Below are 16,496 nucleotides of genomic sequence, written 5' to 3'. Positions count from 1 at the left end.
GCTGATGGTGCCACCGAGCGCTCAACCGGATCACGAGGATTGGGGCGAGGACGCGCGGAGGCCATTCGCGTGCAATGTTGCAGCCAGGGAAACTTTCACGCTGCAATGCATCGGCTGCGTCCTGGCGCTGTCGGACATGCTGCGCCGCCTAGGGCCTGTTGACAATCAGCAGGTCCAGATGAAAGAGGCGGAGAGCGCAACAAATGATGAAAAACGTTCGGATAGCTTATCGTATCGCGTAGCAACGCGACGAAATTGTTTGATGCGACAGAAGAACCGTTCGACCAGATTTCGAGAGGCATACAGATGTTCGTCCAAGGGACGTTGCTCAAGACGATTGGCGCGACTGGGGATGACGGCTTGAATGCCAGTCGATTCCAGATGTTGCAGGATCGCGTTCGAATCGTAGGCTTTGTCGGCAGCCAGACTGGCGGGTTTCAGTTCGCCCAGCAAAGGCAGAGCTTCGGGACTGTCTCCCGCCTGCCCGCCCGTCAGGTGAAAGCGAGTCAGCATACCCGGGCCATCGACGAGCGCGTGAATCTTGGTACTCAATCCGCCACGCGAGCGCCCGATCGCCTGGTCGCCTTTTTTTTGGCCGCGCCGGCAGCATGCTGGTGGGCACGCACAATCGTACTGTCGATGAAGATCTCCTCAAGGTCGGCGTCGCCCGCAAGCTCGGCGAATACCGCATGCCATATCTCTGCCCGAGATCACCTGGCAAAGCGTTGGTACACGCTATTCCACGGTCCAAAATCGGGCGGCAAATCTCGCCATGGGCTGCCAGTGCGCGCGATCCATAGCACAGCCTCGACAAACAATCGATTGTCTGCTGCCGTCCGACCAGGGTCTGTGGATTTGCCTGGTAGCAGGGGGCCGGTCCGTTCGTATTGGTCATCGCTGAGCATCAGCCTTGGCATCCTGTTCTTCCGCAAAAGACCCTAGGCTTGCATGGATTCGTCCGATATTGGTAAAAAGCTCGTTTATGATACTATCGTCACTACTGATTCACATCGGCAAAATTTCGCTCGCGAACATTCGTGGGTCTCTTCGCCCGGCCGCAGCATCGTTACGGTACTGGCGGCCGGTCCGCCGGCCACGAGCAAGAGCTTTCAAGGACGCCCCTTTCGCCGCCCTCGCGTTATGCCACAAGTACTTTCATTCGTTCTTCGCCTTGCCGTCCTGGCGCTGTCCAGCGGGATGCCGGCCGCCCTCTGCGCGCAGAGCCTGCCGCCTTCCGGCATACATGCTCCTGCTTATTCTTTGCCCGCGACTGACGTGGTACCCGGCGCGTCAAGGATGCTGAACGCGCTTCGGGACAAGGAAGATCAAATCAAGCAGCGTGCGTCCACCGCAACGAGCGATGCTCAGCTGTTCGAGCTCGACGCGATGAGCCGGGGGGTTGCCGGCGACGTCGATAGATTGATGACCACGTCGCTGCAGCCCGAGCTCGCGAGAACACATGCACAGCTCGACGTACTCGGTCCAGCGCCCGCTCCTGACACCAATACGGAAACGCCCGCCGTCGCGCACCAGCGCAACGCCCTCACGGCGCAGCAGGAGCGACTCGACGCCGAGGTCAGGCAGGCAGGCAGAAAGCATCAAGGAGAACCTTTCCAACGTAAACGCACAGATTGCGCGATTGCTGCACGAACATCTCAAAGACCAATTGGCACTCCGCACCGGCAGCATTCTTGGCGCTGCATTCTGGGCGCCTGTCGTTCATCCGGAACCGGCAGACTATCAACGCCTGCTAGAGTTCAGTAAGCAGCTCGAGACGCAGATCCAGCTGGCGTGGCAACCGGGCCGGCGGCTCGCGACCGCGATGCTTGTGCTGATCGCGCTGGCCATCACGACAGTTGGAGCTCGCATTCTTGAAACAACTCTGGGGTCGTTTTGCTTGCGCCGGCTCCCGGAAGGCCGCTTGCGGCGCAGCGCGATCGCTATATCGACTACGTTCGCGACGGTGGCGACCACCCTATGTGCCGTACATCTTGTCTCGTTTGTCATTGCCGGTCAGCAGACGCTGCCCCCCGCCCTTCAGACCTTCACCGATGGATTCGGTAAACATATCGTCAACTGCGCGCTGGTCGCCGCTCTCGGCCGGGCGTTGCTCTGTACCCGGCATCCATCCTGGCGGCTGCCGGCCATCGCGGACCCGGTTGCGCGTGCGCTCAGCCCTTTTCCGCGGACACTGGCCGCATTACTGCTGTTTTCGGGGGCTGTCGAGCATATCAACCTGGCCATTGATACCAGCCTTCAGTTCACGATCTTTACTCGCGGCCTGGTTGCGCTGGTCGTGGCCCTGACCATCGGGGCGTCGTTGCTGCGGGTAAACCGGGTACGTACGGCGCTCGCCGCAGCCGGAGAACCGCCTGAGGCTCGCGCGACGCTCGCGGGCGTGATTCACGCCGCCGTGATCCTGTCCGTTGCGGGTTCTCTGGCTGCATTGCTCTGCGGTTATATTTCCGTCGCGCGATTCGTAACTTACGAACTCGTGTGGTTCGACATCGTGCTGAGCAGTCTCTACCTCCTGGTCAAGCTGACACATGATGGCTGTGAGAGCATTTTTTCGCCGCTGCACGCAAGCGGCAAAACCATCAAGCACCTGTTCGGTCTGAAGGACTTCCATCTCGAACAGGTGGCAACGATCCTTTCCGGAACCGGTCGCAGCGCACTCATGATCGCTGCAGTCATTGCGCTGCTCACAGGCGGCCTGGGGACAACGCCTGCCGATCTGATCGATAGCATCCTTGACGTGCTGGGCGGCGAGCGGCTGCTTGCGCTGAATGTCGTTCCCGCCCATATCTTCAGTGCGATGCTTACGTGCAGCGTGGGGGTGTACCTGGTTCTATCGGTCCGTAAATGGTTGGACAGGGAGTTCCTGCCCAAGACCGAGATGAGTCCGGGTATGCGTGCCTCACTGCTGACGGTGTATGCCAACATCGGCTACATTCTTGTCGCGCTGCAAAGTCTGTCCGTGCTCGGCGTCCGGTGGCACAACCTCGCCTGGATCGTCAGCGCGCTATCCGTAGGTATCGGCTTTGGCTTGCAGGAGATCGTGAAGAATTTCTTCTCCGGACTCATATTGCTTGCGGAGCGGCCGGTCAAAGTGGGTGACATGATCAGTATTGCCGGCATCGAAGGAGATATCCGGCGCATCAGTGTGCGTGCTACCGAAATCCAACTCGGAGACAGATCAACGGTAATCGTCCCGAATTCGCAGCTTATATCCCAAAACGTGCGTAACGTGACGATGGGTAACAGCACGCAAGGGGTCGCGACGCTCGTGCTTACGTTTCCGCTGGACATCGACCCGGAGCAGGTGCGCGACATTCTTTTCGAAGCCTACATGGATCACCCATCGGTTCTCAACCATCCCATACCGTCCGTCATGTTCAGCCAACTGACGCCTGACGGCATCAGTCTGACTGTCACCGGACATGTGAAGAGTCCTCGAATCTCCGCGGACACAAGAAGTGAACTGCTATTTGCAATCCTCAAACGGCTACGTGCCGCCCACATCCCGCTGTCAACCCCCCGAACGGTGGTGGTCAGAGAGATGCCCGATGCCTTCTCAAGCCGGGAAGTGAGCCATTGCGATCGCGAGCCAGTTCCTGCTCATGTGTTCTCCGCAAATGCCGGCAACAGGTGCTGATCCCAGGGGTTCTGTCACGTTGACGTGGCGGCCGCGTAAGATGGCGCGATGACAAGAACGAAATCGCTCTTCTATCACGGCCACCGGTTTCCTCCCACGGTCATCACCCACGCGGTGCGCTGGTATTCGCTTCAACCTGAGCCTGCGCGACATCAAGGAACTGCTGTTCGAACGCGGTGTGGTCGTGACCTACGGGACCCTTCGCCGCTGGTTTGACAGGTTTGGCGCCGGCTATGCCCATCGCGTGAAGGCCGCACGGCGCAAGCCCGGCAGCACCTGGCATCTCGATGAGTTTCGTGACGCTGCGCGGCGAACCATATCTGCTGTGGCGGCCGATCAACGGGCACGGCGCGGAACTGGGCATCCTGTTGCAGAAGCGACGCGACAAGGCCGCAGCCAAGCGCTTCTTCTTACGGGTGCTTCGTTCCTGTTCAGTGCATCGCAAGATCGTCACCGACCAATTGCGCAGTTACACGGCCGCCAAGGCCGACATCCCGGATCTGGCGAACTTCAGACACGTGTTCGTCAAAGTCGCCGCACGCCTGAACAATCGGGCCGGGAACAGCCACCAGCCCATCCGTGAACGTGAGCGCCCCATGCGTGGGTTTCGCGATTGGAAACGCACGCGGGCATGCCTCTCGAGCTTCGGCCCGATCCGACAGCACTTCGCGCTTAACCGACATTTGCTGCGCGCCCCCGTCTACCGCAAACATCTTGCAGCTCGGTTCGCTGCGTGGCACCAATTCACCGAAGTCACCCAAAATCCGTCAACTGCTTTCCGAGCAGTGGTCATGCCTGCCACTGTTTCGCCTCGCACCCAGAAGTTGACGGTGCCGATCGAAAGAAAACAGTTATTTCAGCAGTGCTGCGCTGTCGAACGCATTCTGCAGTGCGTTAAAGTCGGGGTCGCTTCAGAAAACGGAAAATAATGCACGTTAAGCGGCAGCGCACGTCTGGCTCGGGCTTGGCGCTATCGAGCGGCGAAGGCGTCAGTCATCTGGCGTGCCCGCTTAACCTCGTCACTTTGCAGGTAGATCGAGGTGGTCGCGATCGAGGCGTGGCGTAGGTTATCCCGAACCGTCGTCAGTTCCGCCCCGCGTGCCAGTGCATGAGTGGCATGGGTGTGCCTCATCCAGTGCGGGCTGGCGCGTCGCAGCTTTTCGGCGGCTGTGGGGTGGCCGGCCGAAATGACATCAGCGGCCTGATCAAAGAAGCGCCGCATCACATTCCACAGGCGGGTACCGGTGATGCTGGTTGTACTGTCCTGCTCCAAGCTCGCGAGCAACGGCGTCTTTGGGTCCCAGCGCGTCGGCGTGACCGGAAGACGACGCTGTACGAGATACTGGTCGAGCGCTGTACGTGCCAGTGGTGGCAACGCCACCTTGCCGGGCTTGCTCCCCTTGCCGACCAGATGCAGCCAATGATCGCCGTGTTCGTCGGTGCGGATGTCGCCAAGCGTCGCTCCGACGAGTTCGCTCGCGCGCAATCCGGTCGCGTAGGAGAAATCGAGCATGAAGCGCATCCGCTGCGCGGCAGGCGCCTCCCAGCCATACGACCATTCGAGCCCGTCTGCAATGGTACGCACGAGCAGCCATTCGCCTTCGGTAAGTCCGCGCGACGTGTCGAGCGGTGCGACGCGAGAGCGGCCCCGCACCTTGATGCCGGCAAACGGGTTGGCGAGCACATAACGCTGCTCGATCAACCAGCGGAACAGTGCGCCCAGCACCGACAGCGCGTAGGCGGTCGAGCGCGGGGACAGATTGCCAGCGAACGGCCGCCAGTCCGGTGCCGTGCGCGGCCGTGGAGGCCCTACCCAGCGCTCGCGCGGCGTCGGCCGGCGCAGGAAGCTGCGGTAGGCGATCGCGTCTTCCGTAGTGAGTGACGACAGTGCCCGTCCACGCTCCATGATTGCCCACAGAATCAACCGCTCCGCCTCCTTGCGATAGGCGCGCTGGGTCGTGGGCGCCTCGTGCAGCGAGAGCCACGCCTGCACGGCCTGGTAGTCGTTCGACGCGTCCAGCGTACAGGCCTGCCGGGGTGCGCGGAAGCTACCGTGCGAGCCATCAACCTCATGCGGTATCCGCAACCGCTCCCACGGCACGACCAGGCCTGGAGAGGCCGTAGCGATTAGTGCGCGCGCCCGTTCCGTCAATCGCGGATGGGCCTCGAAGAAAATCTCGATCTGTCGGGCACTCGTTTGGCCAAGACCCGGGATCGTGCTCCACCAGCGGCGCCGGCGAGGCACGCGCACAGTCAGGTCCGCGAGCGTTGCGATTCCGTGCGCACGCAGCACGCGTACGGCGCGTGGTGTCAGCCACAGTTCGACGTCGTCGGCGATCTGGGGCTGCGGCGCTGGCAAAGCGCCGAGTATCTTGAGCGCGTGTGTGACCGCACTGGCCCGCTCAAGCCGTTCGTTGACGGGATGCTGGAGGAGATCAGCAATATCGGTGCGCTGGCGATGCCGGGCGAACGCGATCAGTTGCTGGCGGATCTGGCCGATGACGCCGCGCGCCGACCGGCCCGACGCTTTGCCGTGCGACAAGTAACGGTCCACCGCGGCCGTGGAGGACAGGCCCGCATACCAGCCGCGCAGCGTTGCAAGCCGGTCCGCATCGGGAAACACCGGCGATTCTGGCTCATGGGTCGGAACGGGGACCGAGGACTGACGCGTTTTCATGACCTGAAGTTTAGTGTAAAAATGTGCCAATTACGATAAGAAGGATTATCTGAATAGATCGTATTACACTGCTGATTTTTGATCCTTCAGTCCGCTGGAATCGGTGTTGTGCTCCGTCGCAATACCATCTCCATCCCCTGTCGAGCCCGCCATGCCCCGTCGTTCAGTTCTCTCGTCTACCGAACGAGACAGCTTGTTCTCGTTTCCGGACAACCATGATGACCTCATTCGCCACTACACGTTCAGCGAGCCGGACCTGTCACTGATCAGACAGCATCGCGGCGCCGCGAACCGTCTGGGATTTGCCGTTCAGCTCTGCTTCATGCGCTATCCGGGAATTACGCTGGCCGCTGGCGAAATGCCACCGCCTGCGCTGCTGCAGTTCGTTGCCGGGCAACTCGGCATCGCACCGACGCATTGGACAGAGTATGGACAGCGGGATCAAACGCGCCGTGAGCATGCGCTCGAACTGCAGGCAGCGCTGCAGATGCGGCTGTTTACGGTAGCCGACTATCGCCCGGCGGTGCAGGCGCTCGTTGACCTGTCGATGCAGACTGACAAGGGCATCGTACTCGCCCGTGCGCTGCTCGAGTACCTGCGTCAGCGGGCAATACTGGCTCCCGGGACAAACGTCATCGAGCGGATCTGTGCGGAGGCGGTCACGCGCGCGACACGCCGGATCCACGACGTGCTCGTTGAGTCGCTGTCGGACGATCATCGGCAACGACTCGACCAGTTGTTGCAGCGCCGGGCGGATGGCCGCATGACGTGGCTCGCGTGGCTGCGGCTGCCGCCGGGCAAGGCCAGTTCCCGTCAGATGCTGCAACACATCGACCGACTGAAGATCCTGCAGGCGGTCGACCTGCCTGCTGGCCTCGACCGGCTGATTCACCGGAACCGGCTGCTCAAGATCGCCCGGGAAGGGGCGCAGATGACGCCGGCCGATCTCGCAAAGTTCGAAGCGCAGCGCCGTCACGCGACACTGGCAGCCATCGTAGTGGAGGCCACCGCAACCGTCACGGATGAGATTGTCGACCTGCACGATCGCATCATCGGCCGGATCTTTAACGCCGCGAAAAAGAAGCACCAGCAGCAGTTCCACCGGTCGGGCAAGGCAATCAACGACAAGGTGAGACTGTTCGGGAAGCTCGGCCGCGCGCTGCTGAAAGCGAAGGAAAGTGGCGGTGACGCGTTCGAAGCGATCGAATCCCTTATGTCGTGGGACGCCTTCACGAAAAGTGTCAGTGAAGCCGAACAGCTTGCACAGCCCGAAGCATTCGATTTCCTGCATCAGATCGGTGACCATTACTCGACGCTGCGCCGTTACGTTCCGGCCTTCCTGGATGTCCTGAAGCTGCGGGCCGCACCGGCGGCCACTGATGTGCTCGACGCCATCGACACTATCCGGACCATGGACAACGACGGTGTGCGCAAGATGCTCGTGGATGCGCCGACCGCCTTCATCAAGCCGCGGTGGAAGTCGCTGGTAGTGACCGACGCCGGCATCGATCGCCGCTACTATGAACTGTGCGCGCTGGCCGAACTGAAAAACTCGCTGCGATCTGGCGATGTCTGGGTGCAGGGTTCGCGCCAGTTCAAAGACTTTGACGAGTATCTGTTGCCCGCTAACAAATTCGAGGCGATCAGGCAGGACAACGCGCTGCCGTTACCGATCATCATCGATTGCGACGAGTATCTCAACGAGCGGCGGCAATCGCTGGAACAGCGCTTCCAAACCGTCAACCGGCTGGCAGCGGCAAACGATCTGCCGGACGCCATCATCATCGAATCGGGACTGAAGATCACCCCGCTCGACGCGGTGGTACCCGACCTTGCCCAGGCCCTGATCGACCAGACGTCGATCATGCTCCCGCGCGTGAAAATCACCGAACTGTTGATGGAAGTCGACGCGTGGACCGACTTCACCCGTCACTTCACGCACCTGAAGACCGACGAGACGGCGAAGGACAAGACGTTGCTGCTTACGACGATTCTGGCCGACGGGATCAATCTTGGGCTGACCAAGATGGCCGAGGCATGCCCGGGCACGACCTACGCGAAGCTGTCGTGGTTGCAGGCCTGGCATATTCGGGACGAGACCTATTCCCAGGCCCTGGCCGAACTGGTCAACGCGCAGTTCGCGCATCCGTTCGCGATCCACTGGGGTGACGGCAGCACCTCGTCGTCGGACGGCCAACGCTTCCGGGCCGGCGGGCGCGCTGAGAGTACCGGGCACGTGAATCCGAAGTACGGCACTGAACCCGGCAGGATGTTCTACACCCACATCTCCGACCAGTACGCACCGTACTACCCGAATCTCGTCAACGTCGGTGTGCGCGATTCAACTTACGTGCTCGACGGACTGCTCTATCACGAGTCAGATCTACACATTAAGGAACATTACACCGATACCAACGGCTTTACGGATCACGTCTTCGCGCTGATGCATTTACTCGGTTTCCGGTTCGCGCCCCGCATCCGTGATCTGCATGATATGAAACTGTACGTGCCGGGCAGCATCAAGGATTATCCCGCACTGGCGTCGATGATTGGCGACTCATATAGCGAGAAACATATCCGGAGGAATTGGGACGAAGTGCTGCGCCTGGCGACATCCATCCGGCAAGGCACCGTCACTGCCTCGCTGATGCTGCGCAAGCTCGGCAGCTATCCGAGACAAAACGGCCTCGCCATCGCGTTGCGCGAAATCGGGCGCATCGAGCGCACATTGTTCATCCTCGACTGGCTGCAAAACGTCGAACTGCGTCGCCGCGTTCACGTCGGGTTGAACAAGGGCGAGGCCCGCAACGCACTCGCGCGGTCAGTGTTCTTCTATCGTCTCGGTGAAATCCGCGATCGAAGCTTTGAAGCGCAGCGCTACCGCGCCAGCGGCCTGAATCTGGTGACCGCGGCGATCGTACTGTGGAACGCCGTCTATCTGCAGCGGGCCGTGCAGGCAATGCTCGCCCGGGGCGAGTCGATCGACGCAACGCTACTACCATACCTTTCTCCACTCGGCTGGGAGCACATCAACCTGACAGGCGATTACGTGTGGCGTGAGGATCCGAAGACGCGGCGCGGTGGATTCCGGCCACTGCGTCCCGCCCGGGACCACTAGCGTCAACATTTCCTGATAGCGTGTTGAGTGTGACAACTGTTTTGCTTAGGCTGGCTGAGCGGCTCAGACCGGCCAGTTTGCGCCGCTCGTCACCATACACAGGATGTCATTCGAGCGGCCGATGTTGCGTTCAAGTGAGCGGATTAAGCGAACGGTTCATGGCGATGACATCGTCATGGCTCGGGTTAGGCCCGAGCCTGACGAACAGTTCAGGCATCTGATCGCGCTTTTTCGGCGCGTCACCCTTGACCGCTGCAGCGAGCCCCTTGCGCATCATCTCCGCGCCGTAGTCGCAGCAATAGGCGGGTGTCGACGGCTGCTGCCGCCAGGATTGTTCAAGCGGACCGGCATCCACAGGATCGAATCCGGCCTCATTCACAAGTGTCGTGACGATCTGCTTCGACCTGGAGTTGTCACCCGCTACGGCCACGGCCAGGCGACCCGGCGTCCCCTCTGGAACACCAAGCTCTGCGAGCGAATACGCCAGGATATTGTTGAAGGCTTTGATCACAGGGCGGCCGAGTTGCTTCGACACCCACGCGCTTTCTGGCATTCCCTCATCGATCTCCGGGATCCGCTGGTCGCGTAAGCCGGGGTAGTAATTACTCGTATCGACGATCGGCACCTCCGGAGGAACCGCCTCAAACAGGCCTGTGGGAAGATGGGCCATGGCGGGAAGCGGTATCGCCAGGATGATCACGTCAGCGCCCCCGACCGCGCCATTTGCATCAACGGCTGTTGCACCGATTCCATCAGCAAAGCCTCGAACGCCATCCGGTCCTTTTGAGTTCGCCACTCGGATGGTGTGCCCTGCGGCCTTCAGCTTGCGAGCGATCGTGCCGCCGATGTTGCCGATTCCAATGATGCCAATTTCCATGTTCTACCTCTCGTGAGCAGGAGTAGAGATTTCATCGGTCTGGACGCGGGAATTCATCGCCCGCCCAAGCCGACGTTTGCGGATTCAGTTATGGATCCGTGCGCCGAATTTTTAAGAACAACACCATATGCAGTCCCGCCCCTCGTGTGAAATCGGAGCGATGATTTCAGGCGAGTCCAAGTGCTTTTCTCAGGCTGGAATCGACGGGACCGGCCGGCATGAAGCGGCGCAATTTGCTCAGGAGAGATGCCTGTCCGGCCGGAGTGTGACGCATGCGCCAGTTCCCGAGCGCCGCGGCGACAATCGTGTTTGCCACGCCGTCGGGCTCAGGGGCGCCCTTGACACTGTTAGCGACAGAGCGCGATGCGATGTCGCGTTCGCGATCATAGTCGGCAATTGGTGAGCTTGCCTGAGGCGAATTGGCGTCCAGACTGGTTCGCGTATAGGACGGCTCGACGAGCGTGACGCGGATGCCGAACTGGCGCACCTCGTGATCGAGCGTTTCAGACAGTCCTTCCACGGCATGCTTGGAAGCCGAATAAAGTCCCATGTACGGAGCCGGCAGAAAACCGAGCACGGAACTGACATTGACGATTCTTCCGTGACGTTGCGTCCGCATGTGCGGAAGGACTGCCTGTGTCGTGCGCAGTACACCGAATACGTTGGTATCGAACAGAGACGCCGCCTCTGTGATCGCGGTTTCCTCCACTGCGCCGATCATGTTCATGCCCGCGTTGTTCACCAGTACATCGATGCGGCCGGCCCGGTCGATGATGGATTGAATGCCGGGTTGAACAGAAGCGTCGTCGCGAATATCCATCTCGATAAGCTCGACTCCAGGTAATGGGGTCGCTTTGGTTAAACGGCGCACGGTGCCGAATACCCGGCATCCCCGTTTCGCAAACTTTTCAGCGGCAGCGCGTCCGATACCCGATGAGACGCCAGTGACAACGACAACGGTGGAATTCGACATAGCAGTTCCCTTCGATACAGGTGATTTGGAACAGGAAGGCAGATCAGCAGCCGGATTGGTCTTGCGGTTAAGGTTCACTTGTGCCAGAGGGGAGAAGAGTCGGACGAATACGCTACCTTTTACGTCTGTGACCAGGGCAACGCAGTCTCCGATCGTCATCTCGTTTCCTCGCTGCGCGGCGTTGTTTACCTCTGACCGGCGGGCGAGTCCTCAAACATCTGTTCCACAGGCTGGGCCTGTTTGTGGCGGCCTTTCCGACTGGCCGTGTTGCCCGGCCTGATCCTGAACCAAATGGAATACATGGCCGGCAGGAACACCAGGGTCAGAATCGTCCCTGCAAAAGTGCCGCCGATCAGCGTGTAGGCGAGGGTTCCCCAGAACACCGAATGGGTCAGCGGAATGAAGGCCAGGATCGCCGCCAGCGCAGTCAGAATCACCGGTCGGGCACGCTGCACGGTTGCTTCGACAACTGCGTGGAACGGATCCAGGCCCGCCCGTTCGTTCTGGTGGATCTGCCCGATCAGAATCAGCGTGTTGCGCATCAGGATTCCCGACAGCGCAATCAGGCCGACCAGCGCATTGATGCCGAATGGCTGCCGGAAAAGAATCAGGGTTGGCACGACGCCGATCAGCCCCAATGGACTGGTCAGGAACACCATGACCATCGCGGAGATCGAGCGCACCTGGAAGATGATGATCAGCAGGGTGATCGCCAGCATGATCGGAAATAGCGGCAACATGGCTACCGTCGCTTTGCCTGATTCTTCGATGGAGCCGGCCTGCTCGATGCGGTAGCCACCCGGCAGCCTGTCCATGACGGGCTGAAGCTGCCTGGTGATCGCCGCCGACACATCCGGCGGCTGCAGGTCATCGGCGATGTCGCCCCGCACGGTGATCGTCGGCATGCGATCGCGACGGCGCATGATCGGCTCCTCCATGCGCACGTCGACCTTGCCCACCTGTGAGAGCGGAATGCGCTGCCCGTTGGCGCCAGCCAGCGTGAAGTCGCCGATCCTGGCCGGATCGAGACGGACGTCGCCGGCCGAACGCGCAATGACCTGCACTGTTCGGATGTCCTCGCGCACGGTAGTGACAGGGACACCGGTCAGCAGGAATTGCAGTTGTTGCGCCACCGCGCTGGAGGTCAGTCCCACCGCCTGCAACCGGTCCTGCTGCAAGGTGAAGTGCAGCGTGGGCGTGCGCGTGCCCCAGTCAGCGTTGACCGTGCGCATCATCGGACTGGCATCCATCACCTGCTGAACCTGAGCCGCAATACCGCGTAGCCTGTCCGGGTCCGGACCAGTGACCCGGTAGGCGACCGGGAACGGCGAATACGGGCCGAATACGAGTTGTGTGACGCGTACGCGCGCCTCGGACGCGAGACCGTTTGCGATCGCCTGGCGCAGTCGCTGCTTCAACGCGTCGCGCTCATCCTGGCTGTCCGTGCGCACCACGATCTTGGCAAACGACGGATCAGGCAGTTCCGGTCCCATCGCCAGATAGAAGCGCGGCGCGCCCTGGCCGACGTAGGCGGTGACGATCCGGGCTTCCTTCTGTCTGGCCAGCCAGGCTTCCACCTTTGCCGTGGCGGCGCTGGTCTGGGCGATCGACGTGCCATAGGGCATCTGCACTTCGACCAGCACTTCGGGGCGGTCGGAGATCGGGAAGAACTGTTTCTTGACCACCGACATACCGAGTATGGCCACGACAAAGAGGGCCACCACCGAACCGGCGACCAGCCATTTGCGCCCGATGACGCGCCCCAGCAGTTGCCGGAAACGGTTGTAGCGCGGCGTGTCGTAGATCGCGCCGTGACCACCATCGACCTTCCTGAAGTCGGGTAGCAGCCTGACGCCCAGGTAGGGTGTGAAAACCACTGCGACGACCCAGGACGCGATCAGTGCAATGCCAACGATCCAGAACATGTTGCTGGTGTACTCGCCCGCAGTGGATCGGGCGAAGCCATTTGGCATGAAGCCGACGGCCGTGACCAGCGTGCCCGACAGCATGGGCGCAGCGGTGTGGCTCCAGGCATAGGCGGAGGCAGCGACGCGGCTGTAACCCTCTTCCATCTTCACCACCATCATCTCGATGGCGATGATGGCGTCGTCCACCAGCAGGCCCAGCGCCAGGATCAGCGACCCCAGGGTGATGCGGTCAAAGTTCTTGCCGGTCGCGGCCATCACCACGAAGACCGCCGCCAGTGTCAGCGGCACGGCCGCGGCGACCACAAGGCCCACGCGCCAGCCCATGCTCAAGAAGCTGACCAGCATGACCACCAGCAGGGCGGCGAAGAACTTGACCATGAACTCATCGACCGCCGAGCTGATGTTGACGGCCTGGTCGGTGACCTTGGTCAGGCTCATGCCCAGCGGCAATCCGGCGTTGATCGAACCGACCTCGCCGTCCAGCGCCTTGCCGAGATCAAGCCCATTCCAGCCGTCGCGCATGACAATGCCCAGCAGCAGCGCAGGTTCGCCGCCGTTGCGGATCATGAACGTCGCCGGATCTTCATAGCCACGCTTGACGGTGGCAAAGTCCGACAGCTTCAGCGTGCGCCCCTGCGCCACCACCGGCGTGTCGCGGATCTTCTGCATTTCGTCGAAGGCACCGTCCACGCGAATCAGCACTTCAGGGCCCCTGGTCTCAACGGAGCCAGCCGGCGTCAGCACATTCTGGCTGTTGAGCGCGGCGAAGACGTCCTGCGGGCTGACGCCCAGCGTTGCCAGACGGTCATGCGAGAACTCGACATAGATCCGCTCCGCCTGCTCGCCAATGATGTTCACCTTCTTCACGCCGGGCACATGCAGCAGCCGCTGGCGCAGCGTCTCCGCGTCGCGTACCAGCAGGCGCTGCGGTTCGCCTTTGGCCTTGAGCGCGAACAGCGCAAAAGTGACGTCTGCGTATTCGTCATTGACCATCGGCCCGATGACGCCAGGCGGAAGGTTGGCTGCCTCGTCGCCGACTTTCTTGCGGGCCTGGTAGAACTGCTCCTGCACTTCCGAAGGCGGTGTACTGTCGAGCAGCGTCAAGGTCGTGAAGGCGAGGCCCGGCCTTGTGTAGGTCTCCGTACGGTCATACCAGCGCAGTTCCTGCATGCGCTTTTCGATCTTTTCGGCGACCTGATCCTGCATTTCCTGCGCGGTGGCCCCAGGCCAGGCGGTGATGATGGTCATCACCTTGACCGTGAATGCGGGATCCTCCGCCCGGCCCAGCTTGAAGAATGAAATGAGCCCGGCCAGCGAGATCAGGCAGATCAGGAACAGGGTGATGGAGCGCTCGCGTACGGCGAGCGCCGACAGGTTGAAACGACCTTCGCTCACGGACGGGCTCCCTCGGTCATACGGGCGGCGGCCTGGCCTGCCAGCCGGACCTGCTCACCTTCGCGCAGCAGATGCGCGCCGAGCGCGACGACCCGGTCGCCCTGGCTGAGTTGACCGGCGATACGTGCGCCATCGTCGTCCAGATGCTGGATCGCAACCGGCCGCCAGGCAACCTTTGCCGGCTCGCCGTTGATGACCCACACCCCGGGCCCCTTGCCCGCGTCGAACAGGGAGCCAATCGGCACCTGCAAGCCGCCTTGCGCGGAGGAATGTCCATCCGGAATCCGGATCGTGACCGTGGTGCCCAACGGTGCGTTGGCGAACTCCCCGTCCAGCACATACCGCGCCTCAAAGGTGCGGGTCAGGCGATCCGCCGCATCCGAGAGCTGCCGGAGCGTGGCCGGAACGCTCACGCCTTCCTTGCCGAAGAGCGCGGCCTGCGCGACCGAACCGACCGCAGGGCGCAGGGTTTCCGGCAACTGGATAACGGCCTCGCGGCGCCCGGCGTGGGCGAGGCGCACCACGACCTGCCCCGCGTTGACGACCTGGCCGGGCTCGACCAGCGTTTCCATGACGACGCCATCGCCATCGGCCACGAGCTCTGCATAGCGGCTCGCATTCCGGGCTACGTCGGCCTGGGCCTCGGCTGCGCTGAGCTGGGCTTTGGCCGCGTCCGCCGCCGCCTTGATCTGGTCGTAGGCCGAAGCCGAGATCGCACCGGTGCCGCGCAGATCGCGGTAGCGGGCTTCATCTGCCGCGGTCTGCTGCGCCCGCGCTCGCGCGGCCGCAACTGCCTCCTGCTGCGCCTGCGCAGCGAGCTTCAGATCGACGGGGTCGATGCGCATGAGCGGCTGGCCGCGCCTGACGGTTTGCCCGGCATCCACAAGCCGTTCGAGCACCTTGCCAGAGACGCGAAACCCGAGGTCGCTCTGCACCCGGGCGGCTACGGTTCCCGTGAACGAACGCGACGCTGGAGTCGCGCTCCGGACGGTGGCGACACGCACCATGGGCGCCTCGGTGCGCGGATCGGATGGCGCTTTTGCGCCGCAAGCGACCAGCGCAAACGGCAAGGCACAGACGACGGTAGAGGTGGCGAAGCGACGCGAAAGCATGAAAGCCCCATCGACGAAGTGATGATGGCTTTCATTATGGTTCTAGTGACCAATATAGTCAACAGTCACAGACGCGTCGCTTCAAGGGGACAGACTGCGGAGCACCAGACTGGACAGTTGCGCCGGCGCCTCCACGGTGTAATCGAAGCTGTGCTGCAGGATCAGCGGGTTGAGGTAGGGGCGCATGACCAGGTAGATCGCCATCGCGGTCTCGTCCAGCGGCGTCTTGCGCTCGAAGTCCCCGCTCTGCCGGCCCTCCTGCAGGATGTCCTGAAGCAGCTTCTGGATGCGCTCTTCATAGGCGATCGTCGCCTGCCAGTGCTCGGTGGCGGCCGACGCGGCAATCTCGTAAAGCTTGCGGTCCTGGGAGAACAGGCGAAGGGTGGCCTCGACGATCGCCTTGAACATCCGCCGCAGCTTCTCTGGCGGCCGGTCGGCCTCTTCAACGGCCGCTTTGACCTCGCCTTCGATCTCGCGCAGGCAGTTCGCGCAGATCATCTCGCCAATAGCCTGCTTGGACTCGAAGAACTTGTAGATATACGCCTTGGAAAAGCCGATGGCCTTGGCAAGATCGGAAACGGTTGTCTTCTCGTAGCCATACCGGCTGAAGTGCTCGGTGGCCGCCGCAACGATCTGATCGCGCACGTCGTGGTCGGCCGGGCCGCGGGCCGAAACGGGATAGGTGGCTGCATTTTTCATGGTTCCTAGCTTACCGCCGCTCTCTGGAATCGACAACAAGTGACCAAAATGTATTATAGTCA

At 61.7% G+C, this 16,496-nt stretch carries 7 protein-coding genes and 3 pseudogenes; 3 read left to right on the top strand and 7 right to left on the bottom strand.

The genetic code is table 11. The features are described from left to right. Window positions 1-165: 165 nt before the first annotated feature. Window positions 166-917: pseudogene (locus WN982_RS25550) on the bottom strand (IS5 family transposase). A gap of 223 nt (window positions 918-1,140) precedes the next feature. Between WN982_RS25550 and WN982_RS25545 the strand changes: the two are divergent. Beyond that, a pseudogene (locus WN982_RS25545) lies at window positions 1,141-3,655 on the top strand (DUF3772 domain-containing protein). A gap of 48 nt (window positions 3,656-3,703) precedes the next feature. Next, window positions 3,704-4,431, top strand: a pseudogene (locus WN982_RS25540) (IS6 family transposase); the annotation flags it as partial. 194 nt (window positions 4,432-4,625) lie between these two features. On the opposite strand, the gene WN982_RS25535 reads toward WN982_RS25540, so the two are convergent. Then, window positions 4,626-6,332 carry a phage integrase family protein gene (locus WN982_RS25535; RefSeq protein WP_341318415.1) on the bottom strand — a complete coding sequence of 569 codons (1,707 nt, stop codon included), beginning with the start codon at window positions 6,330-6,332 and terminating at the stop codon, window positions 4,626-4,628. 151 nt (window positions 6,333-6,483) lie between these two features. On the opposite strand from WN982_RS25535, the gene WN982_RS25530 reads away from it, so the two are divergent. Further along, window positions 6,484-9,450, top strand: a complete 2,967-nt coding sequence (locus tag WN982_RS25530) for a Tn3 family transposase (RefSeq protein ID WP_341318414.1) — start codon at window positions 6,484-6,486, stop codon at window positions 9,448-9,450. 130 nt (window positions 9,451-9,580) lie between these two features. On the opposite strand, the gene WN982_RS25525 is transcribed toward WN982_RS25530, so the two are convergent. The 5 genes from WN982_RS25525 to WN982_RS25505 all read right to left on the bottom strand — a co-directional run bounded on the left by WN982_RS25525 (window position 9,581) and on the right by WN982_RS25505 (window position 16,434). Next, a complete protein-coding gene (locus tag WN982_RS25525; protein WP_341318413.1) occupies window positions 9,581-10,327 on the bottom strand; it encodes an NAD(P)-binding domain-containing protein in 747 nt (248 codons plus the stop codon). Window positions 10,328-10,493: 166 nt separating this feature from the next. Beyond that, window positions 10,494-11,300: an oxidoreductase gene (locus tag WN982_RS25520; RefSeq protein WP_341319421.1), complete on the bottom strand. Its 807-nt coding sequence runs from the start codon at window positions 11,298-11,300 to the stop codon at window positions 10,494-10,496. Between the two features lie 185 nt (window positions 11,301-11,485). Continuing rightward, window positions 11,486-14,623 carry an efflux RND transporter permease subunit gene (locus WN982_RS25515; protein WP_341318412.1) on the bottom strand — a complete coding sequence of 1,046 codons (3,138 nt, stop codon included), beginning with the start codon at window positions 14,621-14,623 and terminating at the stop codon, window positions 11,486-11,488. Then, window positions 14,620-15,735: an efflux RND transporter periplasmic adaptor subunit gene (locus tag WN982_RS25510; protein ID WP_341318411.1), complete on the bottom strand. Its 1,116-nt coding sequence runs from the start codon at window positions 15,733-15,735 to the stop codon at window positions 14,620-14,622. The genes WN982_RS25515 and WN982_RS25510 overlap by 4 nt, the downstream gene beginning before the upstream one ends. Before the next feature lie 81 nt (window positions 15,736-15,816). Then, window positions 15,817-16,434, bottom strand: coding sequence for a TetR/AcrR family transcriptional regulator (locus tag WN982_RS25505; protein WP_341318410.1), 618 nt, complete (start codon window positions 16,432-16,434; stop codon window positions 15,817-15,819). Window positions 16,435-16,496: the final 62 nt, after the last annotated feature.

It is taken from the genome of Paraburkholderia sp. IMGN_8 (assembly GCF_038050405.1).
In the GTDB taxonomy this organism is placed as follows: Bacteria; Pseudomonadota; Gammaproteobacteria; order Burkholderiales; family Burkholderiaceae; genus Paraburkholderia.
The sequence above is the reverse complement of the archived record's forward strand: the minus strand, read 5'-3'. Positions and strand labels throughout refer to the sequence as shown.

Coding starts and splice junctions, on each gene's coding strand:
- WN982_RS25505 (WP_341318410.1), bottom strand. CDS start 16,434: ATGAAAAATGCAGCCACCTATCCCGTTTCGGCCCGCGGCCCGGCCGAC.
- WN982_RS25510 (WP_341318411.1), bottom strand. CDS start 15,735: ATGCTTTCGCGTCGCTTCGCCACCTCTACCGTCGTCTGTGCCTTGCCG.
- WN982_RS25535 (WP_341318415.1), bottom strand. CDS start 6,332: ATGAAAACGCGTCAGTCCTCGGTCCCCGTTCCGACCCATGAGCCAGAA.
- WN982_RS25520 (WP_341319421.1), bottom strand. CDS start 11,300: ATGTCGAATTCCACCGTTGTCGTTGTCACTGGCGTCTCATCGGGTATC.
- WN982_RS25530 (WP_341318414.1), top strand. CDS start 6,484: ATGCCCCGTCGTTCAGTTCTCTCGTCTACCGAACGAGACAGCTTGTTC.
- WN982_RS25525 (WP_341318413.1), bottom strand. CDS start 10,327: ATGGAAATTGGCATCATTGGAATCGGCAACATCGGCGGCACGATCGCT.